This window comes from Vibrio sp. R10-SG-ISO4, assembly GCF_059834135.1.
Genome location: NZ_JCBDHJ010000020.1, coordinates 52,058 through 73,717, shown reverse-complemented (window position 1 = coordinate 73,717; position 21,660 = coordinate 52,058). Strand labels below are relative to the sequence as shown.

The 21,660-nt window shown below is 51.2% G+C and carries 12 protein-coding genes and 1 pseudogene; 11 read left to right on the top strand and 2 right to left on the bottom strand.

Translation table 11 applies throughout. The features are described from left to right. Nucleotides 1-16 precede the first annotated feature (16 nt). The 11 genes and pseudogenes from AC6R03_RS15210 (at nt 17) to AC6R03_RS15160 (ending at nt 18,764) form a co-directional block, all read left to right on the top strand. Nucleotides 17-3,403 (top strand): response regulator, encoded by a 3,387-nt coding sequence (locus tag AC6R03_RS15210; protein WP_500630118.1) that lies wholly within the window; start codon nt 17-19, stop codon nt 3,401-3,403. Nucleotides 3,404-4,041: 638 nt separating this feature from the next. Beyond that, nucleotides 4,042-5,724, top strand: coding sequence for an ABC transporter substrate-binding protein (locus AC6R03_RS15205; protein ID WP_334568394.1), 1,683 nt, complete (start codon nt 4,042-4,044; stop codon nt 5,722-5,724). Nucleotides 5,725-5,898: 174 nt separating this feature from the next. Beyond that, nucleotides 5,899-6,885 carry an ABC transporter permease gene (locus AC6R03_RS15200; RefSeq protein ID WP_334553976.1) on the top strand — a complete coding sequence of 329 codons (987 nt, stop codon included), beginning with the start codon at nt 5,899-5,901 and terminating at the stop codon, nt 6,883-6,885. Nucleotides 6,886-6,887: 2 nt separating this feature from the next. Further along, nucleotides 6,888-7,913: an ABC transporter permease gene (locus tag AC6R03_RS15195; RefSeq protein ID WP_334568393.1), complete on the top strand. Its 1,026-nt coding sequence runs from the start codon at nt 6,888-6,890 to the stop codon at nt 7,911-7,913. A 2-nt stretch (nt 7,914-7,915) separates the two neighbouring features. Continuing rightward, the gene (locus AC6R03_RS15190) at nt 7,916-8,899 is read left to right on the top strand and encodes an ABC transporter ATP-binding protein (protein WP_500630119.1); all 984 of its coding nucleotides are present in this window, start codon (nt 7,916-7,918) and stop codon (nt 8,897-8,899) included. Nucleotides 8,900-8,936: 37 nt separating this feature from the next. Next, the gene (locus AC6R03_RS15185) at nt 8,937-9,932 is read left to right on the top strand and encodes an ABC transporter ATP-binding protein (protein ID WP_334553970.1); all 996 of its coding nucleotides are present in this window, start codon (nt 8,937-8,939) and stop codon (nt 9,930-9,932) included. Nucleotides 9,933-10,048: 116 nt separating this feature from the next. Further along, a complete protein-coding gene (locus AC6R03_RS15180) occupies nt 10,049-11,851 on the top strand; it encodes a glycoside hydrolase family 9 protein (RefSeq protein ID WP_500630120.1) in 1,803 nt (600 codons plus the stop codon). After that, nucleotides 11,848-12,756 (top strand): glucosamine kinase nucleotide-binding domain-containing protein, encoded by a 909-nt coding sequence (locus tag AC6R03_RS15175; RefSeq protein ID WP_500630121.1) that lies wholly within the window; start codon nt 11,848-11,850, stop codon nt 12,754-12,756. The genes AC6R03_RS15180 and AC6R03_RS15175 overlap by 4 nt, the downstream gene beginning before the upstream one ends. Next, a pseudogene (locus AC6R03_RS15170) lies at nt 12,753-14,672 on the top strand (beta-N-acetylhexosaminidase); the annotation flags it as partial. The gene AC6R03_RS15175 and the pseudogene AC6R03_RS15170, both read left to right, overlap by 4 nt. 207 nt (nt 14,673-14,879) lie before the next feature. Continuing rightward, entirely contained in the window at nt 14,880-17,285 is a 2,406-nt protein-coding gene (locus tag AC6R03_RS15165) for a glycoside hydrolase family 94 protein (RefSeq protein WP_500630122.1), read from the top strand. A gap of 57 nt (nt 17,286-17,342) precedes the next feature. Further along, nucleotides 17,343-18,764: a phosphoglucomutase/phosphomannomutase family protein gene (locus AC6R03_RS15160; protein ID WP_500630123.1), complete on the top strand. Its 1,422-nt coding sequence runs from the start codon at nt 17,343-17,345 to the stop codon at nt 18,762-18,764. Nucleotides 18,765-18,859: 95 nt separating this feature from the next. Here the strand turns inward: AC6R03_RS15160 and AC6R03_RS15155 are convergent, their stop codons facing one another. Both AC6R03_RS15155 and AC6R03_RS15150 read right to left on the bottom strand, forming a co-directional pair. Next, nucleotides 18,860-19,891, bottom strand: a complete 1,032-nt coding sequence (locus tag AC6R03_RS15155; protein ID WP_500630124.1) for an ABC transporter ATP-binding protein — start codon at nt 19,889-19,891, stop codon at nt 18,860-18,862. Beyond that, nucleotides 19,891-21,516 (bottom strand): ABC transporter permease, encoded by a 1,626-nt coding sequence (locus AC6R03_RS15150; RefSeq protein ID WP_500630125.1) that lies wholly within the window; start codon nt 21,514-21,516, stop codon nt 19,891-19,893. Before AC6R03_RS15150 ends, AC6R03_RS15155 begins: the two co-directional genes overlap by 1 nt. Nucleotides 21,517-21,660 lie beyond the last annotated feature (144 nt).

Below are 21,660 nucleotides of genomic sequence, written 5' to 3'. Positions count from 1 at the left end.
CATAAGCCCCCACGACATGTTTAAGTTGTATAAAAAGCAAAGATTTAAGCGTCTTCAAAACACGTTAATGTTGGCGTTTTTGGTACTGAGCATCACGCCGTTGACTTTAATGGCCATCTTTTTTCTCCAATCTCATACCAAAGATCTGCAAGAGCAAAGCACCTACCACCTCACCTCAGTGCGCGATACCAAACAGCAGCAGGTTGAGGATTACCTCTACGCCAAAGAGTCGGAAGTCATGGGCTTTGTTCGCTCAGAACTGGCCTACGCCAGTGGTGGTCGCTTTTACGGCTTAGTCAACGCCTTTCAAAGCTTGGGCTTGGATATTGAACAAGCACGCGAGTACGCACAAAAACGCTATATTCCTGGCTCTGGTGATCAAATCAAAACCTCTATTTTGCCTCAATCGAGTGTCTACACCGGCACAGAGCGCTATCGCCTGCTACACAAACGCTACCATTGGGCGTACCTAGAGCTGCTCAAACGCTCCGACTTTGACGATATTCTGCTGGTTGACCGCGAAGGTAATGTCACCTACTCCATTTACAAGTACGATAACTATGGCACTAACCTGCTGAGCGGCCGCTACAAAGATCAAAATCTCGGTAAAACCTTTCAAGCCCTGCGCAAGCAAGTGACCGAACGACGCAAAACCAACGAAGATTACACCCCGGTGATTATCTCTGACTTTTCGCTCGAGCAAGGTCGCATGGTGGCGTGGTTTGGTGCACCCATTGTTCAACAAGGCTACCTACACAGCTATGCGATGTTTCGCCTCCCCAATAATGGCATCACCAAACTCATCGCGGACAAAAGCAATCAGGTGGCAATCAAAACCTTATTGGTCGGCCAAGATCACCGCTCGCGCACCCTCTCTTACGATGAGAGCGAGGTCGAAAAAAGCCTTGAGGTGGTCAATTTGGCCCTAAGCGGGGAAAGTGCCGTTGGCACCTACACCAATGCCAATAACGAGTCGATGTTTGCCGCGTACACACCGATTGAAGTCAACGGCATTCATTGGGCTATGGTGGTTGAAGTGCCGATGAAGGTCGCCTTTGCTCGCGTCAATCAGTTAGAAACCCTGTTTATTCTCGCCATGTTAGGTGCCATCGTCTTAGTCGTTGTCGCCTCGCATTACCTGTCCAACTTCATCACTTCGCCGCTGCTGCAACTGACCTGGTCGGCGGAAAAAGTCTCGGCGGGCGACTTAGAAGCGGACATTAACAACACTAACCGTAAAGATGAGATTGGCCGACTTGCGGTCAGTTTCGAGCGCATGCAGCGCTCCATTCGAGAGAAAATTCAGTTAATTAAAGAGCAAAATGAAGAGCTCGAAAGCCATCTAAAGCTGATCAAAAAGCAAAATGAAGAGTTACAGCTCGCCAATAAACTCAAAGATGAGTTTTTAGCCACCACCTCTCATGAACTCAGAACGCCGCTGCATGGCATGGTTGGCATCGCCGAAGCGCTGATCTCGGGCGCCAATGGCCCGATCACCTCAGATCATAAATACCAGCTAGAGATCATTATCAGCAGCGGCCAGCGTCTCGCTACCTTGGTCGACGATCTGCTCGATTACCACAAGATGCGCTATGGCAATCTCGATATTGAAACCAGCGCAGTGGATCTCTCTTCTGCCACTCGCTTAGTGCTTGAGCTCTCATCGCACCTACTGGGCAACAAACCGATTCGAATCATCAATCAGGTCCCTGTTGAGCCGGTTTGGGTCAGTGCCGATCCGCAACGCCTCGAACAGGTGCTCTATAACCTAATTGGCAATGCCATCAAATACACCAGCGAAGGGAAGATCGTTATCTCAGCCAGCGTGGTGGATGATCAAATACGCGTGCAAGTGGTAGATACCGGTCAAGGTATTCCCGCCGATCAACTGGAACACATTTTTGAGCCACTCATTCAAGCAGGCAGTGACGCCCATCGATACCGCCAAGGGGCGGGGCTTGGTCTGTCGATCAGTCGTCAATTGATCGATTTAATGCACGGCAATCTGTACGTCAGCAGCCAGCCCATGGTGGGGACGACCTTCAGCTTTACACTCCCGGTGGCAAGCGACGAACAAATTGCCCAAGCCAATCAGACCGTACTGCCTCACTTTAAAGCGCCTGATAATACTGAGATCGAGCTGCCTGAAATATCGAGTTTGCCAGAAAATCCAGACGGTCAGTTGCTACTGGTGGTCGACGATGAACCGGTCAATTTGCGGGTGCTTGATAGCTTCCTGCGCCTTGAAGGCTATCGTGTACGCTGCGCGAAAGATGGCCAAGAAGCGTTGGAAGCCTTGGATGCAGAGCCACCACAACTGTTACTGCTCGACATCATGATGCCCGGAATGAACGGCTATCAGGTGTGTGAAAAAGTGCGTCAACAATACGACCACGCAGCGCTGCCGGTGATCATGTTGACGGCGCTTAACCAAAGCGACGATCGCGTCAAAGGCTTCAATGCGGGCGCGAATGACTACCTATCCAAACCTTTCAACAAGCAAGAGTTGGCGGCGCGCATTCAAGCCCACTTGACCGCCAGTAAAGCGGAGCTGCGTCGACAAGAGAACCAGCAGCTGCAAATCGAGTTAAAACGACGGGCAGCGGTCGAAGCCAGCTTACTGGAAACGCAAGGACGACTGCTCGAGCAACTTGAATCGGCCCCTGAAGCCATCATTTGTGTGCGTGAAGATGGCAAAGTGCGCTTTGCCAATGAAGCGGCTTCACGCCTCTTCCGCCGCTCTGCGGAGCAGCTCAAACGCTCAAACGCAGACGAGCTTATTGCGCCAAAATACCTCAGTGTCAAACAAGATCACTACTGCGGTACTATCGATGTCTATGTAGAAGATGTTCGTCAGCATATCTCCGCCGACATCCTGCGTATGCCTGAGGGCTCCGACCTGCGCGCCATGTACATCTTCAATGTGGGTGGCAGTGTCAATGCCACTCGTATCCACAACCTAGAGACGGCCATTGAGGCACTCTCTACCTTTGCCTTTGAAGGCGACAAGGCCAAACTGCAAGAACTCAAAGAGCTCGGTGGCGAATTTACTCGTTTAGCCGAGCGCGTCAGCGGTGACAATAAATCCAAGCAAGATCTGATGCGCGAAGTCTTGGTCGATGCCATGACTCAAGCGTTAGACTATTGGGAGAGCGTGACCGGTCAGACGAAATTCGCCTTCGCTGAACAAAGTGGGTTGTGGCGCGTCTATTTAGACCGCAGCACACTGCAAACTCGTACATTAGACAAATACCTACGAGTTGAAACACTGCCTAAAACGCCACGCTGGCGCACGGTATTAAGCTCGCTCGATTACATCTTGGAGCACTGCCAGGAACGCAGTCCACAGCGCGAACATATCGAAGAATTGCGCGATAAATTGCATCACTTATTGACCAACTAAGCTGATTGAGCCCGCTGCCTAGCGGGCTTTTTTCTGCCCTGAAAAACACCCTTCCTCACGCCTCAAACAGTTACTACACGGCGTAAAAAAACCATGATAGCCAGGTTATTTCTCTCGTGTGATGCGGCAAAATATCGACGATTAACACATTCAAATACCGGCAAGAAGGAATTATTACGGCAGTTTGCGAAGCCAATCACAACAGAACGGCAGATTATAATTAACGGGGTAAATTAACCTAAATCTGGGCACGTGACCAAGATCTCAATCAAAGCAAGCCCCGTCAACAAGACCTTATTAAAAAATCCTACGCGATAGTATGCACTTACAAACACACCAAGCATGGCGCTTTTCTGCGATAGACTTCAAAGCAAAAAATTGATTAAATTTAAAACAATTACTGTGTTTTTTAACGGTTTTAACGAGTCATTGATTGGTTTTAACGTTTTTAACGGGAAAGAGGATTGCACGTTTTCCGCTTCCGGTGTTTTCTTACTGTGCCTAAGGCCTACAGGCCACTCTGGCTGACTAGGTCCTCCGTCTTAGTCAGCACCAATCTGAGGTAGGCCTTAGTGAGTGTTTATCAATTGATGACATTCCAACCATTGTGAAATGAAAGCAAATAGTAAGGAACAGCTATGCTTGCCAACATTAAGAAAACAGCACTAGCAACCGCGATTATCGCAACTGCAACTACAGGTTTTGCATCAGTAGCAACAGCGGCAGAGCGCAGTGAGCTAACCGTCCACCCTAAAGAGTTCACGACCTTTGTTCGTAACTTCAACCCGTACCTAGGTGCGACCAACCTTCACACCACAACAGACTTCATGTATGAGCCACTCGTTGTCTTCAATGAGATGCACGGCAACACACCTGTGTTCCGTTTGGCAGAAGCGTACAAGATGTCAGACGACCTAATGAGCGTCACTTTTGACATTCGTAAAGGCGTGAAATGGTCTGATGGCGAAACATTTGACGCGAACGACGTCGTGTTCTCTTTCAACCTAGTGAAAAACAAACCTGAACTGGACCAAAGCGGTATCAACTCTTGGGTTACTGGCGTTGAGAAAATCAACGACTACCAAGTGAAATTCCGCCTAACGGAAGCGAACTCAAACGTTCCTTACGAAATTGCAAAAGTGCCTGTCGTCCCTGAGCACGTGTGGAAAGACGTCAAAGACCCTGCGACATTTACTAACGAAAACCCTGTAGGTTCAGGTCCATTTACTGAAATCGACACCTTCACCGCTCAGCTCTACATTCAGTGTGCAAACCCTAACTACTGGGATGCCGACAACTTAGAGGTTGACTGTCTACGCGTTCCACAAATCGCGAATAACGACCAATTCCTAGGTAAAGTCGTGAACGGTGAGATGGACTGGACATCATCCTTCATTCCAGACATCGATCGCACGTACGCAGCAGCAAGTCCGAATCACCAATACTGGTACCCGCCAGCGGGCACACAAGCGTTTGTCGTCAACTACAAAAACCCAGATCCTGCCAAAAACGAAGCGTTGACGAATGTTGATTTCCGTCGTGCGTTCTCAATGGCACTGGATCGTCAAACCATCATCGACATCGCGTTCTACGGCGGCGGTACAGTGAATGACTTTGCCTCTGGTCTGGGTTACGCGTTTGAAGCTTGGTCTGATGAGAGCACTCACAACAAGTACAAAGGCTACAACACGTACAATGTGGAAGGTGCGAAAGAACTTCTGAAGAAAGCGGGCTTTAAAGACGTCAACAAAGATGGCTTTGTCGACACGCCATCAGGCAAATCGTTTGAGCTATTGATTCAATCACCAAACGGCTGGACCGACTTTAACAACACAGTACAGCTTGCGGTTGAACAACTCGCAGAAGTGGGCATCAAAGCCCGTGCACGTACTCCAGACTTCTCTGTCTACAACCAAGCCATGCTTGAAGGGACATACGATGTGGCGTACACCAACTACTTCCACGGTGCAGACCCATACACTTACTGGAACAGTGCGTACAACTCAGCACTGCAATCGGGTGAAGGTATGCCGCGCTTCGCGATGCACTTCTACAAAAACGACAAGCTAGATGGACTACTCAATAGCTTCTACAAAACAGCGGACAAAAATGAGCAGCTAGAGATCGCTCACGGTATCCAGCAAATCATTGCCGCTGACCAAGTGACGATTCCTGTGATGTCTGGTGCTTACATGTACCAATACAACACCACTCGCTTCACTGGCTGGTGGAACGAAGAGAATCCAAAAGGCCGTCCAAACATTTGGGCTGGTATCCCAGAGCGTCTACTTCACGTGCTGGACCTAAAACCAGTGAAATAAGTGAGTTTGCTTTGTCTTTGCGGCGTGCATCCGTACGCCGCTTAATCCCCAAAACTTTAAGTTGTTAAAGCTATGGCGCCCGTCGTCAGGGGATTTTTCGCTCAAAATTTTACGGTTTGCTTGAGCGACCTGAAACCAGAAACAGGAAAAATCTGGATAAGTAAGGTGTGAGTTATGGGTTACTTTTTAAGACGTTTGTCCTTTTATTTTGTCGCTTTGCTCGTTGCTGCGACGTTAAACTTTATTATTCCGCGCGCCATGCCAGGCGACCCCGTCACCATGATGTTTGCCAATGCATCGGTTCAAGTGACGCCTGAGCGTATCGCTGCTATGAAAGAGCTACTCGGCTTTGTCGAAGGCGGCTATCTCGCTCAGTACTACGCGTACATGAAAAACATTCTGAGCTGGGAGCTCGGTACTTCGATTCAGTTCTACCCACTATCGGTGAACAAGCTGTTGGGCAGTGCCTTTGGTTGGTCACTGTTTCTCGCGGGTACCGCGGTGGTGATTTCGTTCTCACTCGGTTCTATCTTGGGCATTTTCGCCGCCTGGAAACGAGGCAGTAAATACGATGCGTTTGTCACGCCAGGCATGCTGATCATCCAAGCGGTGCCTCAAGTGGTTATCGCCATGATCGCCATGTTTGTCTTCGCCATCGGCTTGAAATGGTTCCCGACAAGCTATGCCTATACCGCAGGCACCATTCCCGACTGGACCAGTTGGGCCTTTATTAAAGATGTCGCCTATCACGCGGTTCTGCCCCTATTTTGTGCCTCTATCGTTCAGATCGGTGGCTTCTTGGTCAACATGCGTAACAACATGATCAACCTACTCGCCGAAGATTACATCACCATGGCGAAAGGAAAAGGGCTGAGCGAGAACCGAGTGGTCTTCAACTACGCGGCACGTAATGCGCTCTTGCCAAGTGTTACCGCACTTTCGATGGCATTGGGTATGGCTATCGGTGGTCAGTTGATCATCGAAATCATCTTCAACTACCCCGGTCTTGGCTCTGTGCTATTTAACGCCATCAAAGCGCGTGACTACCAAGTGCTGCAAGGTCAACTCCTGATCATGACGTTGTTTATGCTGTTCTTTAACCTTCTTGCCGACATGCTGTATGTCGTGCTCGATCCTCGCCTACGTAAGGGAGGGAAATAATCATGAAAGGTTTCTTTAAACTGATCGTTGGCAACCCGATTGCGCTCGTTGGCTGCATTATTTTGAGCCTGTTCCTATTTATCGCCCTCGCCGCGCCCATGCTGACCAAGCATGCGCCAGACAAACGTTCGGGCAACCCGCATGAGTACCCCTCTTTTGTGGTTAAAGCTGCGCAGAGCAACCCTGAAGGTTGGGTGGCTGAAAACCTCGCCACGGATCGCCGCACGCTGATCATGTCGAAAAAGGCGGATCATGTCATGGGCACCACACGTATGGGCCGCGATGTTTGGTCTCAGTTTGTCCACGGCGCTCGCGTTTCACTGGCGGTTGGCTTTGGCGCAGGGATCACCGTCTGCTTTCTTGCCACCATCATCGGTATCTCTGCAGGCTACTTTGGTGGGCGCATTGATGACTTCCTCACTGCCGCAATGAACATCATGCTGGTTATCCCACAATACCCATTGCTGTTTGTTCTTGCCGCCTTCATCGGTGAAGCAGGCCCGCTAACGATTGCGCTCATTATCGGCTTTACCGCCTGGGCGTGGGGCGCGAGGGTGATACGCTCGCAAACCTTAGCATTGCGTGAGAAAGAGTTCGTCAAAGCAGCGGAAGTGTTGGGTGAGTCCTCTTGGCGCATCATTTTCGTCGAGATTTTGCCAAACCTTATCCCCATTGTTGGCGCCAGCTTCATTGGCTCAGTGATGTACGCCATCATGATGGAAGCGACCATCTCCTTCCTAGGTCTTGGTGACCCGAACACGGTCAGCTGGGGCATCATGCTCTACAACGTCCAGACTTCCTCCTCGATGCTGATTGGCGCTTGGTGGGAACTGCTGGCTCCGTGTGCGGCGCTTGTACTGCTTGTGACTGGCCTTGCCCTGCTTAACTTTGCTGTTGATGAAATTGCTAACCCGCAACTTCGTTCCCACAAAGGTATGAAGCGCTGGAAGAAACTAGCCGAGCAAGACAAGAAAGAGCGTAAACCTGAGCTCGAACCTCAACCTGCAATCTGGAGCGGAGACAAATAATCATGACAGCACCTCTCATTTCTATCCGCAACTTATGCGTTGATTACATCACAGCCGCCGGTGACGTGCGCGCCTGTAATGATGTCAGCTTCGATATTGCTCCGGGCGAGGTCTTCGGTCTCGCCGGCGAATCGGGCTGTGGTAAATCCACTGTCGCTTTCTCGCTCATGCGTCTGCACAAGCCGCCCGCGTTTATTACCGGTGGCGAGGTGATCTTCAACGGTGAAAACATCCTCAAATACAGCGATGACAGAATGCAGTCGTTCCGCTGGAGCGAGATGTCGATGGTCTTCCAAAGCGCCATGAACGCACTCAACCCCGTGTTGACCATGGAAGAGCAGTTTTGCGATGTGATCATGCGCCACACCAATATGACGCATGAACAAGCCAGACGCCGCGCCGAAGGCTTGTTGGAGATCGTCGATATTCACCCAAGTCGCCTGACCGACTACCCTCACCAGTTCTCTGGTGGCATGCGTCAGCGTCTGGTTATTGCCATCGCTCTCGCGTTGAATCCGAAAATGATCATCATGGATGAGCCTACCACCGCGCTTGATGTGGTGGTGCAACGCGAAATCTTGCAAAAGATCTACGCGCTGAAAGAGGAGTTCGGTTTCTCTATTTTGTTCATTACTCATGATTTGTCCCTGATGGTCGAGTTCTCTGACCGTATCGGCATCATGTATTCCGGTGAACTGATTGAAGTCGCACCTTCAAAACAAATTCTTGAAAGTCCATACCACCCTTACACCAAGGGGTTGGGTAGCTCTTTCCCTCCATTAACCGGGCCGAAAACCAAATTGACGGGCATTCCTGGTAACCCACTCAACTTGCTGGAGATACCGCAAGGTTGTCGCTTCCAAGCGCGCTGTGATCGTGTCCATGACACCTGCACCCGCAAGGCGACCTCACTGCGAGAAATCGAGCCAAGTCGTTTCTCAAACTGCCACCTATACGGTGAGCCCATTGCGCAAGCAAAGTTGTAACGAATTGAGAAACTGAAGAATTTCATTGGAGACCATTATGAGCACAGAATATGGCGACTTGTTGATTGAGGGAAAAAATCTAGTCAAAGATTTCCCGATCAACAGCAATGCACTGCAACAACCTATGATGCGCGCGATCAACGACGTGTCATTCAAAATGTACAAAAGCCGCGGTTTGTCGGTGGTGGGCGAATCCGGCTCGGGTAAATCCACGACCGCGAAAATGATCGCCAAGATGTATGCGCCAACCTCCGGCGACATCATTTACAAAGGCCGCGACATTCAAACCATCAAGTCAAAATCGGACTTAATGAGTTATCGCGAAGGGGTACAAATGGTCTGGCAAGACCCATTTGGCTCGCTCAACCCAACACACAATATTTTCCACCACATTGCCCGTCCCTTGCTGATCCATAAAAAAGTCACGCCGGGCAACAAAAAAGAGCTGCAAGAGCGAGTGTACGATCTGCTGGAACAAGTGGGCCTTATTCCGCCGAAAGAGACCGCAGAAAAATACCCGCATCAACTCTCCGGTGGTCAGCGCCAACGGGTCAACTTGGCGCGTAATATTGCCGTTGGCGCTGAGGTTGTACTTGCCGATGAACCGACCTCGATGCTCGATGTGTCGATTCGTGCCGGGGTATTGAACCTGATGGAAGAGATGAAGTTCGACAAACAGATGTCACTGCTCTACATCACGCACGACATCGCCACAGCTCGCTACATCGCCGAAGATCTGGCGGTCATGTACGTGGGTCACATGGTCGAGTGGGGCGATACCGAAGAGATCATCCATAAACCTCAACACCCCTACACGCAGCTGCTGGTTTCTGCGGTGCCCGATCCGAGTAAATCGATTCACGAGAAGCTCAAAGGCAATAAAGGGGAGATTCCGCTTTGGACGCCCGTCTCAACCGGCTGTCCATTTGCAGGGCGCTGTGAGCACGCTACTGAGCGCTGCCGTGAGCAATTACCTGAGGTCACTCAACTGTCTGAAAACCACTTTGTACGTTGCTATCTGTTTGAGCACTAATCGCGCTTAAACAGCCATCGCACCAAAAACGCAGCCAAGGGCGCTCCTTGGCTGTGATGAACACTTTGAATACCCGCGCTTGCGCGGCATAAGACATACCACGTTCGGAGAACAGAATGCTGCTACTGACTAACCATCTTGGTTATGAAGCCCTTGGTCCAAAACAGGCGGTACTGATGACAAACCACGCACTAGAGACGCTCCCCACTGCTCGTCTTGTGTGCGCGAAGAGTCATCAAACGCTCGCCACCTATCAAACCGAGCCCGGTGGCACCGTTGACCATTGGCACCAAGGGCATTTTTTTCGCATTCCGTTTTCCAATTTTGATCAAATTGGCCAGTTCTACTTGGCCATTGATAGGTTTAACGAAGATACGTTAAAAAAAGATACCTCGAGAGATAACGAGTTGAGCGCAGACGACGCCGTCCGCTCCCACACTTTCGAGATTCGCCATCAACACTTGCTCAGCGCCACGCTGTCCGATGCGCTGCACTACTTTAAGTCTCAGCGTTGTACGGGCATGTTTGATCAGCAAGATCGCCACGTGCCCCTATACGGCCATGATGCGTTCGCGGATGTCCACGGCGGCTGGTATGATGCCTCCGGCGATGTCAGCAAATACCTCAGCCACCTCTCTTACGCCAATTACTTCAATCCACAGCAGATCCCCATGGTCGTGTGGAACCTATTCAATGGCTTAGAGCAGCTGCAAACGCTCGATTCCGTCCCTGCGTTTACTCGCCTGAGAATGGCAGAAGAAGCATCGCACGGCGCCGATTTTTTAGTGCGAATGCAACATCCTGATGGCTACTTTTACATGACGGTGTTTGACCAGTGGTCAAAAGAGACCAGCAAACGCCATATTTGCGCCTATGCGACACAATTGGGCCATAAGTCCTCGGACTTTCAAGCTGGATTTCGTCAAGGTGGCGGCATCGCGATTGCTGCGCTCGCTGCCGCGGCGCAGCGCGAGCAAGGCGGAGAATATCGACCCAACGACTACTTGGCGGCAGCGGAAAAAGGCTATTGGCACCTTATCTCACACAACCGCGAGTACTTAGACGATGGCGTTGAAAACATCATCGATGAGTACTGTGCATTACTGGCCTGTTGCGAGCTCTATCGCGCCACAAAACAGACACGCTATTTGCAACAAAGCCAAGAGTGGGCCAACAAACTGATGGCACGTCAATACAGCGATGACGATCAGCGCCATTTCTGGTCCGCGAATCACGATGGCTCACGCCCCTACTTTCACGCCAGTGACGCAGGATTACCAGTGATCAGCTTGTGTCGCTATCTGGATATTGAAACCGATGCAGCGCAGCGAGACAGCGTCCAGCGTGTGATTGAACAAGCAGTCCGATTTGAACTCTCCATCACACAAGCGGTGCACAATCCCTTTGGTTACCCTCGCCAATACACTAAGCCTCTGTCAGAGGAGAAAAGCGCGCGCTTTTTTGTTCCCCATGACAATGAAACTGGCTACTGGTGGCAAGGCGAAAACGCACGGCTCGGCTCTCTAGCGAGCATGGCCCATATCGCTCAGCCCCACCTTGATAACCCGTCACTGTGTCAGCAATTGGATGGGTTTGCTGAAGACTGTTTGAGCTGGATTTTGGGCTTGAACCCATTTGATCTCTGCATGCTTGATGGCGCAGGTCACAACAACCCAGACTACCTGCCTGAGCTGGGCTTTTTTAACGCCAAAGGGGGGATTTGTAACGGCATTACCAGCGGGTTTGATGATGAACGAGACATCGCCTTCAATCCGTCCCCTCAATGTGATGACATGCTGCAAAACTGGCGTTGGGGCGAACAGTGGATTCCTCATGCGGCGTGGTATCTGCTCGCCATTTGTCATCAGGCGCGTCGCTTCTCTCAAACTCACCCGTTCTCAAAGGAGCAAGCGCAATGACCTATTTATATGTCGGCATTGATGGCGGCGGCACCTCGTGCCGAGCGCGAATCCGAGATGCGCAGGGGCGCTTACTTGGCGAGGGAAAAAGCGGTAGCGCTAACATTTTACTCGGCATCGAATCTGCCCTGACATCCATTGTCGATGCCGTCACGACAGCAGCTACTCAGGCCGAGTTGACGAGCACTGACTTCACACGCATGCACCTTGGCCTTGCCCTCGCGGGCGCGGAGCAAAAGTCTGCATGGTTTGCGATGATGGAGCAGCCTCACCCATTCACCTCCATAGTCCTCAATACGGATGCCTATGGCGCTTGTCTTGGCGCGCATGACGGCCAAGATGGTGCCATTCTGATTGCTGGTACAGGTTCGTGCGGTCTATTGATCAACGGTGGTGAGCAGCAAGTGGTCGGTGGCCGTGAGTTTCCCATCTCCGATCAAGGCAGTGGCGCGATGATGGGGCTAAGGCTGATCCAAAAAGTGCTGCTCGCCTACGATGACATTGAGCCCAAAACACCGCTCTACCATTACGTGATGACACACTTTCACCATGACGTCGATGCGATTGTTGCCTGGTCAAAACAAGCGCTGCCTCGTGACTATGGTCAGTTTTCTCCTCAGATATTTCAATTCGCCGATGAAGGATGCCCGTTGGCACAAGCACTCTTACAACAAACCCGTGACGATATCGAAATGTGGCTGCAAGCGTTACGCCGCCGAGGCGCGACGCGCATCTGTTTGATGGGCGGTGTCGCGGAGCGCATGCAAGCGTGGCTATCGCCACCGATGAGAAGTCTGATTGTGCCTGCTAAGTTCGACGCCATCGAAGGGGCACTGATGTTTGCAGGTAAACCTGAGCACAACCTTTATAGACTAAGCGACATTCAACACGAAGGTGCACAATGAGTTATCGAGTGGATTTTGCGGTGCTCAATGAGAGCAAAGAAGGTTGCCGATTTGGCCTCACCTTGCACAACTTAACCGATCAAGACCTGCCCACCTGGCAGTTACAGTTCATTCTTGATCGCTACATTCAGCCAAGCAGTGTCAGCCACGGGCAGATTGTGCAGACTGGGAGTTTTTGCACTTTAACGCCAGATGTCGACACGTTAACCGCCAACCAACACTTTTATTGCGAATTTAGCATCAAAACCGCGCCACTACGTTTTTATACTGATGGACTAAAAGATGCGCTGCTGATCGACCTTGAGCAACGCCAAACACACGCGGTGCATGTCTCGCCGATTGCTCTCGCCTCCCCCTACCGAGAGCGGGCCGAGATCCCAGCCCGCTCAGAGCTGCCGTCAGCACCATTGGCGCTGATCCCAAAGCCCAATGCTCTAGCACTCAAAAAGGGAGAATATCGTCTCTCTGAGCACAGCCAAATCACCTTGCAAACCGCATTAGCAGAACGCGGCGCTACTTGGCTGCAACAAGAGCTAGCCACACTGCATGATTTTGAGGTGCACACGATTGGGCAAAGTGACATCCTCTTTCGCTTGAACCCAACACTTGATGAGGGGGAATACCACTTAACCGTGACTCATCATGGTGTGCAGCTTGAATCAGGGTCGGACGTCGGTTTTATTCATGCCAGCGCCACCTTGCTGCAACTCATCAGACCCGCGAAACAAGGCAATGGGCTCGCCGTGCCGCTGGTCACCATCAGCGATAAACCCCGTTTTGGCTATCGCGGCATGATGCTAGATTGCGCGCGCCATTTTTACTCGGTGGCGCAAATCAAACGCCTCATCAACCAACTGGCGCACTACAAATTCAACACCTTCCATTGGCACCTTACCGATGACGAAGGGTGGCGCATTGAAATCAAATCCTTGCCTCAATTAACTGAAATTGGGGCGTTTCGCGGTCCAGATTTGGCGTTGCAAGCACAATTTAGTCATCTAGGGCAGCGCTACGGTGGATACTACCGCCAAGAAGAGATCGCCGCCGTGATCGACTATGCCGCAGAACGCGGCATCACAGTGATCCCTGAAATTGATATTCCAGGCCACTGCCGAGCGGCGATCCAATCGCTACCGGAGTGGCTGTATGACGCCAGCGATCGCTCAAACTACCGCAGTATCCAGCATTACAGCGACAACGTGTTGTCCCCCGCTCTGCCAGGTACCTATGCGTTTCTCGACGCGGTACTTGAGGAAGTGGCGGCGCTTTTCCCGTCTCCTTGGGTGCATATCGGCGCCGACGAAGTGCCACAAGGAGTGTGGCTAGAGAGTCCAGCGTGCATCGCGCTAATGGAAGAGCACGGCTACCAAAGCAGCAAAGAGCTACAAGGTCATCTGCTGCGTTACGCCGAGCGCAAGTTACGCAGCTTAGGTAAACGAATGGTCGGCTGGGAAGAAGCGCAACACGGTGACAAAGTGAGCAAAGATACTGTGATCTACTCCTGGCTCAGTGAGGACGCTGCATTGCACTGCGCCAAACAAGGCTTTGACGTCATCTTACAGCCTGGTCAAAGCACCTATCTCGACATGAGCCAAGATTACGCCCCTGAAGAGCCGGGGGTCGATTGGGCCAGCGTGATCCCGCTTGAAAAGGCGTATCGCTACGAGCCACTGGCTGATATCGCCGACAACGACCCAATTCGACGTCGAATTTTAGGTATTCAATGTGCGCTGTGGAGCGAAATTGTCACCGAGCCTGTACGCATGGACTACATGATTTTCCCGCGCCTAACCGCGCTTGCTGAAGCGGGCTGGAGTGAAAAACACCAGCGCGATTGGTTGGACTACCTTGCGCGACTCAACGCCCACTTACCGCTGCTCGACAAACAAGGGGTGGCCTATAGAGCGCCTTGGCGAACAGCTGCAAGCACTGGCGCCAAACCTCTCTCGCCAAAACCTCAAGCCCCCAAACAACGAGGTGACGAGACAAAAAAATGAGCGTCGGATAGCGCTGGTGAGAGACCCGAAATCCTGACGATGAACTTAACCCATTGAATCACTACTTACAGTTTTCACTAGCTTAGATTTGGTTACTGATTGGTAACTTGTAAAAAGGAAAGACACATGAAATACGGCTATTTCGATAACGAACATCGTGAATACGTCATCACTCGACCAGACGTCCCTGCACCATGGACTAACTACTTAGGCACAGAAAAGTTCTGTACCGTCATTTCGCACAACGCGGGCGGCTACTCTTTCTACAACTCACCTGAGTACAATCGCGTCACCAAATTCCGCCCCAATGCCAGCTTTGATCGCCCTGGGCATTACGTCTATCTGCGCGATGATGTCAGCGGTGATTACTGGTCTATCTCGTGGCAGCCGGTTGCGAAGAGTTTAGACGAAGCGACCTATGAAGTACGCCACGGCCTCTCTTACTCCAAATTCAAATGTGAGTACAGTGGCATTACCGCGACCAAAACCTTATTTGTACCGAAAGGCGAAGACGTTGAAATTTGGGATGTGGTGATCAAAAACACCTCAGATACGTCACGCACGATCAGCGCATTTTCGTTCGTCGAATTCTCATTTAGCCATATTCAATCGGACAATCAAAACCACCAGATGTCACTTTACTCTGCGGGCACCGAATACCGTGACGGCGTGATTGAGTATGATCTCTACTACAACACCAACGATTTTGAAGGCTTTTATTACCTCGCCTCCACTTTCGAACCAGACTCGTATGATGGTCAACGCGATCGTTTCCTTGGTCTCTATCGTGACGAAGCCAATCCGATTGCCGTCGAGCAAGGACGCTGCTCGAATAGTGCGCAAACCTGTTACAACCACTGTGGCTCACTGCACAAGCAGTTCACGCTTGCACCGGGTGAAGAAGTGCGTTTCGCCTACTTGCTGGGTATCGGAAAAGGCAATGGCGAGCGTTTGCGCGCCAAATACCAAGATGTGAGTGAGATCGATCGCGCCTTTGCCGGCATCAAAGCGCACTGGGACGAGCGCTGCAACAAGTTCCAAGTCCGCTCGCCGAACGAAGGGCTGGATACCATGATCAACACTTGGACGCTGTACCAAGCCGAGACCTGCGTTGTCTGGTCACGCTTCGCTTCCTTTATTGAAGTGGGTGGACGTACTGGGTTGGGCTATCGTGACACGGCTCAGGATGCGATTTCCGTCCCACACGCTAACCCGAAAATGACGCGCAAGCGCATTGTCGATCTGCTTCGCGGTCAGGTCAAAGCGGGATACGGTCTGCACTTGTTTGATCCTGACTGGTTCGATCCTGAAAAAGCGGATGTGAAACCCTCCAAATCACCCACAGTGGTTCCAACCCCTTCCGATGAAGATAAGATCCATGGCATTGAAGATACCTGCTCTGACGATCACCTTTGGTTAGTGCCGACCATCTGTAAATACGTGATGGAAACGGGCGAGCACGGATTTTTTGATGAGACCATTCCGTATGCCGATGGCGGCGAAGCCAGCGTCTATGAGCACATGAAAGCCGCGCTCGACTTCTCGGCTGAGTACGTCGGTCAAACGGGCATCTGTAAAGGCCTGCGCGCTGACTGGAATGACTGTCTCAACCTTGGTGGCGGCGAGTCATCGATGGTCTCTTTCCTCCATTTCTGGGCACTGCAAGAGTTCATCGACTTGGCCAAGTTCCTTGGTAAAGAGGAGGATGTAGAGAAATACGGCCAAATGGCGGCGAACGTCCGTGAAGCGTGTGAAACTCACCTCTGGGATGACGAAGGCGGTTGGTACATTCGCGGCTTGACCAAAAATGGCGACAAAATTGGTACTGCGCAGCAAAAAGAAGGGCGTGTCCATCTGGAGTCGAACACCCTCGCCGTCCTTTCTGGTGCGGTCTCGCAGCAGCGTGGCGAGCGAGCTATGGACGCGGTTGATGAACACCTATTCTCCGAATATGGCTTGCATCTCAACTCGCCCTCGTTCGCGACCCCTAATGACGACATCGGCTTTGTTACTCGCGTTTACCAGGGCGTGAAAGAAAACGGCGCCATCTTCTCCCACCCTAACCCTTGGGCTTGGGTCGCAGAGGCCAAACTGGGCCGCGGCGATCGAGCGATGAAGTTCTACGATGCGCTCAACCCATACAACCAAAACGACATCATCGAAAAACGTGTCGCGGAGCCATACTCCTACGTGCAATTTATCATGGGGCGCGATCATCAAGATCATGGCCGTGCCAACCACCCTTGGTTAACCGGCACCTCAGGTTGGGCCTACTTTGCGGTCACCAACTTTATTTTGGGTGTGCGCAGTGGCTTTGATGGCCTAACCATCGATCCGTGTGTTCCGACCGCTTGGCCGGGCTTTGAGGTGACGCGTGAGTGGCTAGGTGCCACTTATCACATCAAAGTCGACAATCCGAATTCGGTGAGCAAAGGCGTTCAATCCATCACGGTGAACGGCCAAGCCGTCGAATGTGTGGTTCCGGTTCAGCCTCAAGGCTCTGTCAACCAAGTGGTTGTGGTATTGGGATAACGAGTCAGCCCAGAGCGTCCTTGCGCCGCTCTGGGCTTGATAGAAAGGAAAACAACTATGAGTTCAGCAATTAAATTTGGCACCGGCGGTTGGCGTGCATTTATTGGTGAAGCGTTCACAAAAGACAACGTGCGCCTTGTTGCCCAAGCGCTGGCCAATATCATCAATCACGAACAGGTCAGCGACCGCGGATTCGTGATTGGTTATGACCGCCGCTTTCTCTCCGATAAAGCGGGCCGCTGGTTTGCTGAAGTACTTGCAGCGAACGGGATCCGCGTGAGTTTTATCGACAAATTCGTCCCCACCCCTATCGTGATGTTCAAGGCCAAGCAGATGAATTGCGCCTACTCGGCGTGCATAACCGCCTCGCACAACCCAGCGGATTATAACGGTATCAAGGTGTTCATCGAAGGTGGCCGCGACGCCGATGAAGTGATCACACAAAAGATCGAAGCGCAAATTGAAACTCTCAGCCAAAACGATGTGTTGAGCATGGAATTTGAGCAGGCACTTGATACCCAGCGTATTAAGCTCATTAATCCAATGAACGAGTTTGTCGATTCCATTATCGATTTCATCGACATTGAAGCTATTAAAAAAGCCAACTTACGCGTTCTCATCGACCCGATGTTTGGGGTCGCGAAGAACGCTTTGCAAACCGTTTTGATTAACGGGCGCTGCGATGTGGACGTGATTCACGATGGCAAGAACCCCGATTTTGGCGGACTGATGCCCTCACCTAGCGCTGCAACCTTATATCGCCTCAAACATCTGGTGGCAGCAGAGGGCTACGACATTGGTATTGGTACCGATGGGGATGCCGACCGTTTAGGCATCATTGATGAAAAAGGTCATTTTATTCACCCCAACGAAGTGCTGATGCTGCTCTATTACTACCTACTTGAGTACAAGGGCTGGAAAGGTGCGGTGGTGCGTAACATCGCGACCACTCACCTGCTCGATAAGATCGCCGCAGATCATGGTGAAGCGTGTTATGAAGTCCCGGTAGGCTTTAAACACATCAGCTCCAAGATGGAAGCGCACGATGCACTGATCGGCGGAGAGAGCTCAGGCGGCTTGACCATCCGTGGTCACATCAAGGGCAAAGATGGGGTATTTGCATCCAGCTTATTGGTGGAGATGATCTCCGTTACTGGAAAAAAACTCTCCGAACTGCTTGGTGAAATCTATTCACGCTACGGTTACGCCTATACCGCAGAAGGAGATTGTACGTTTAAAGCGGCACAAAAACAGGCACTGTATGATCGCCTCTACGTCGAGAAGCAACTGCCTGAATTTGAGTATGACATCGACAAAGTCAGCTACGAAGATGGCGCGAAAGTGGTGTTTAAAAATGGTGGATGGGTCATCGCACGTTTCTCTGGCACTGAGCCTCTACTGCGAATTTTTGCTGAGATGGCAGACCAAGCCACGGCTGAAAAAGTGGTGCTGCAAATGAAAACCTTCCTCAAACTCTAGGCTTCATCGCGATCCATCTTGGGTCCACCCTATAGGTGAAGAAGATTTGCCCGGTACTATACCGGGCATTTTTTTGTCGGAATGTCCGCTCTAGACTAGAACGCCAATACACCTTGGGTATCCACTTTGACAGACACATGTTGGCCAATCATCAACGGCTCAGGGGAGCTGGCGAGCAAGAGATTACCACCCGCATTGATGACATAACGGCAGTGATCGCCCATAAACTGCTGCTCTAACACCGAGATACTGCTCTCTTGAGTCGCACTGATCTGGACATGTTGTGGACGAAGTAACAATTCACATTCGCCGCCTTGAGAGATCTCATGTTGCGCGGTCGCTTCAATCACACCGAGTTCGGTTTCGAACTCAGACGATGAGATGCGCTTGGCTTTGATGTAACTGCCGCCGCCCAAGAAATCCGCCACAAATTTACTCGACGGTTGGTAGTAAAGCTCGCCTGCCGTCCCGTATTGCTCAATAACGCCGTGGTTCATCACCGCCATTTTATCTGCAAAGGCAAAGGCCTCTTCGCGGCTATGGGTGACGAATATCGCCGTGACGCCCTGCTTTTTGAAAATCTTGCGAATTTCACCAATCAGCTCATGGCGCACTTGGGTATCGATGTTAGAGAACGGCTCATCAAGCAAGAGCAAGTCTGGCTTGTACGCCAAAGAGCGAGCAATGGCCACGCGTTGCTGTTGACCACCCGACAGCTGATGCGGGTAGCGATCGCCATAACCACTGAGATGCACCAATTCCAGCATCTCTTCCACGCGCTGATGTTTGTCTTGCGTTGAGAGAGCGGTCAAACCAAAGGCAATGTTTTGTTCTACCGTCAGATGGGGAAACAGCGCGTAATCTTGGAAAATCATACCGATGTTGCGCTGCTCTGGCGGCAACCAGTGCTCGCCATTATCAATCACGTTGCAATTGAGACTCATGGTGCCAGAACTGAGCGGAAGCAGACCGGCAATCGCTTTAAGCAACGTCGTTTTCCCACAACCACTGGCGCCAAGTAGACAGACAATTTCACCATGCTCGACCCGCAAAGATAACGACTCGAGTACCGTGGTCTGGTCGTCATATTTACAAGTGAGGTTTTCAATAGATAGCGCGCAACTCATCAGTGTGTGTGCTCCAGTGAACGGTTGATCAGAACTAAAGGAATAAGGCCAACGAGAACCAATAATACGGCGGGTAGCGCCGCCAACTCCAATTTCTCATCGGAGGCAAAATTGTAGACGTAAGTCGCCAAGGTTTCGAAGTTGAATGGGCGGAGCAAAAGAGCGGCGTTGAGCTCTTTCATCGACTCAATAAACACCAACAGGCCCGCAATCAAAGCGCCGCGACGTACCAGTGGGAAGTGAACCCGCCACACCATCTGATTGACGCTGCACCCCATGGTGCGCGACGCCATATCCAGTGAGGGCGACACTTTACTCAAACTGCTTTCAATGCTGCCAATCGCCACCGCTGAAAAACGCACCACCATGGCGAAGATAACTGCAAACATAGAACCAGAGAAAATCAACCCTGGGCGTCCCCACTCCATCCATTTAGCGACATCATTAACCAAATGATCGAGACTGAGTACAGGCACCATGATACCAATGGCCAATACTGTGCCCGGCACCGCATAGCCCAGTGAAGAGAGGCGCATAAAACTGACGCTGGTCTTACTCGGTGTAATACGCTGACAGAAGTTGAGTACCAAAGCGATCGCCACACCAATCAACGCAGCGGAAATAGAAACATAGAGACTATTCAGCGCAAATTGGCGAAACTCTGCGGTCCAGCTTTGTGAGAAGTAGGTGTAGGCATACATCAGCAGTTGACCCAACGGGAAAAGAAAAGCGATACAAACCAAACCCCAACACCAAACCAGGGCTAGCCACTTCTTCCAACCCATTAGCACATAACGAAAATCTTCACGGCTATTAAACTGCTGCTGAAAGAGCTTTTGTTTGCGTCGGCTGTAGCGTTCCGCGCTAAGCAGCAGGATCACAATCACCAACATGATGGCGGAAATTTTTGCTGCGGCGGTTAAGCTTGAGTAGCCTAACCAAGTGTCATACACCGCGGTGGTCAACGTATTGACCGCGAAATAGCTGACCGTACCAAAATCACCGATGGTCTCCATCGCAACCAGCGACAACCCCACTGCCATCGCTGGGCGTGCCAGTGGCAATGAGATGCGGCGAAAGCTCTCCCAAGGGGAGCACTTTAATAAGCGCGCCGATTGCAACAGCGACACATTCTGTTCCATAAACGCAGCGCGGCACAGCAGATACACGTAGGGGTAAAGCACCAACGACAGTACCACCACCGCACCGCTTAGGGTGCGAATATCAGGAAACCAGTACTCACCCGGTCCCCAGCCAGTGACGCCACGCAGCCACACCTGCACCGGGCCAGCAAAATCAAACCAATCGGTAAAGATGTATCCAACAATATAGGCAGGCATAGCCAGCGGTAAGACCAATGCCCACTGTAATACTCGCTCACTGGGCAAGCGACACATCGCCATCAGCCACGCGCTCGGCACACCAAAAAGCAGAGAAAACGCCATGGTTCCCAGTGCTAGCAGCACAGTGTTGTATGTGTAGGTTGGGAGAACAGTCGACATCAGATGGCCAAAGAGGTCATCTGTCTCGCCGATGGCGGTGTAGAATATCGCTAAGATCGGTAAAACCAGCAACAAAGCAAGCGCTCCACTGCTGGTTTTCCATGAATAATATTTTTCTTTCATTGCCTATTTATCATCAGGCTGTATGAGGGATAGATGCAGTTGCAAATACATCTCATATCCTTTAACCGTATAGGTGTATTTATACCCTTATAAGCAAACAACCTCAAGCTCGGCAAAGAAAAGCGAGACTTGAGGTTGTCTTTA

Bases quoted from the DNA above. Each gene is read 5' to 3' on its own strand.
- AC6R03_RS15165 (WP_500630122.1), top strand. From the start codon at position 14,880: ATGAAATACGGCTATTTCGATAACGAACATCGTGAATACGTCATCACT.
- AC6R03_RS15155 (WP_500630124.1), bottom strand. From the start codon at position 19,891: ATGAGTTGCGCGCTATCTATTGAAAACCTCACTTGTAAATATGACGAC.
- AC6R03_RS15185 (WP_334553970.1), top strand. From the start codon at position 8,937: ATGAGCACAGAATATGGCGACTTGTTGATTGAGGGAAAAAATCTAGTC.
- AC6R03_RS15175 (WP_500630121.1), top strand. From the start codon at position 11,848: ATGACCTATTTATATGTCGGCATTGATGGCGGCGGCACCTCGTGCCGA.
- AC6R03_RS15190 (WP_500630119.1), top strand. From the start codon at position 7,916: ATGACAGCACCTCTCATTTCTATCCGCAACTTATGCGTTGATTACATC.
- AC6R03_RS15210 (WP_500630118.1), top strand. From the start codon at position 17: ATGTTTAAGTTGTATAAAAAGCAAAGATTTAAGCGTCTTCAAAACACG.
- AC6R03_RS15200 (WP_334553976.1), top strand. From the start codon at position 5,899: ATGGGTTACTTTTTAAGACGTTTGTCCTTTTATTTTGTCGCTTTGCTC.
- AC6R03_RS15180 (WP_500630120.1), top strand. From the start codon at position 10,049: ATGCTGCTACTGACTAACCATCTTGGTTATGAAGCCCTTGGTCCAAAA.
- AC6R03_RS15150 (WP_500630125.1), bottom strand. From the start codon at position 21,516: ATGAAAGAAAAATATTATTCATGGAAAACCAGCAGTGGAGCGCTTGCT.
- AC6R03_RS15160 (WP_500630123.1), top strand. From the start codon at position 17,343: ATGAGTTCAGCAATTAAATTTGGCACCGGCGGTTGGCGTGCATTTATT.
- AC6R03_RS15195 (WP_334568393.1), top strand. From the start codon at position 6,888: ATGAAAGGTTTCTTTAAACTGATCGTTGGCAACCCGATTGCGCTCGTT.
- AC6R03_RS15205 (WP_334568394.1), top strand. From the start codon at position 4,042: ATGCTTGCCAACATTAAGAAAACAGCACTAGCAACCGCGATTATCGCA.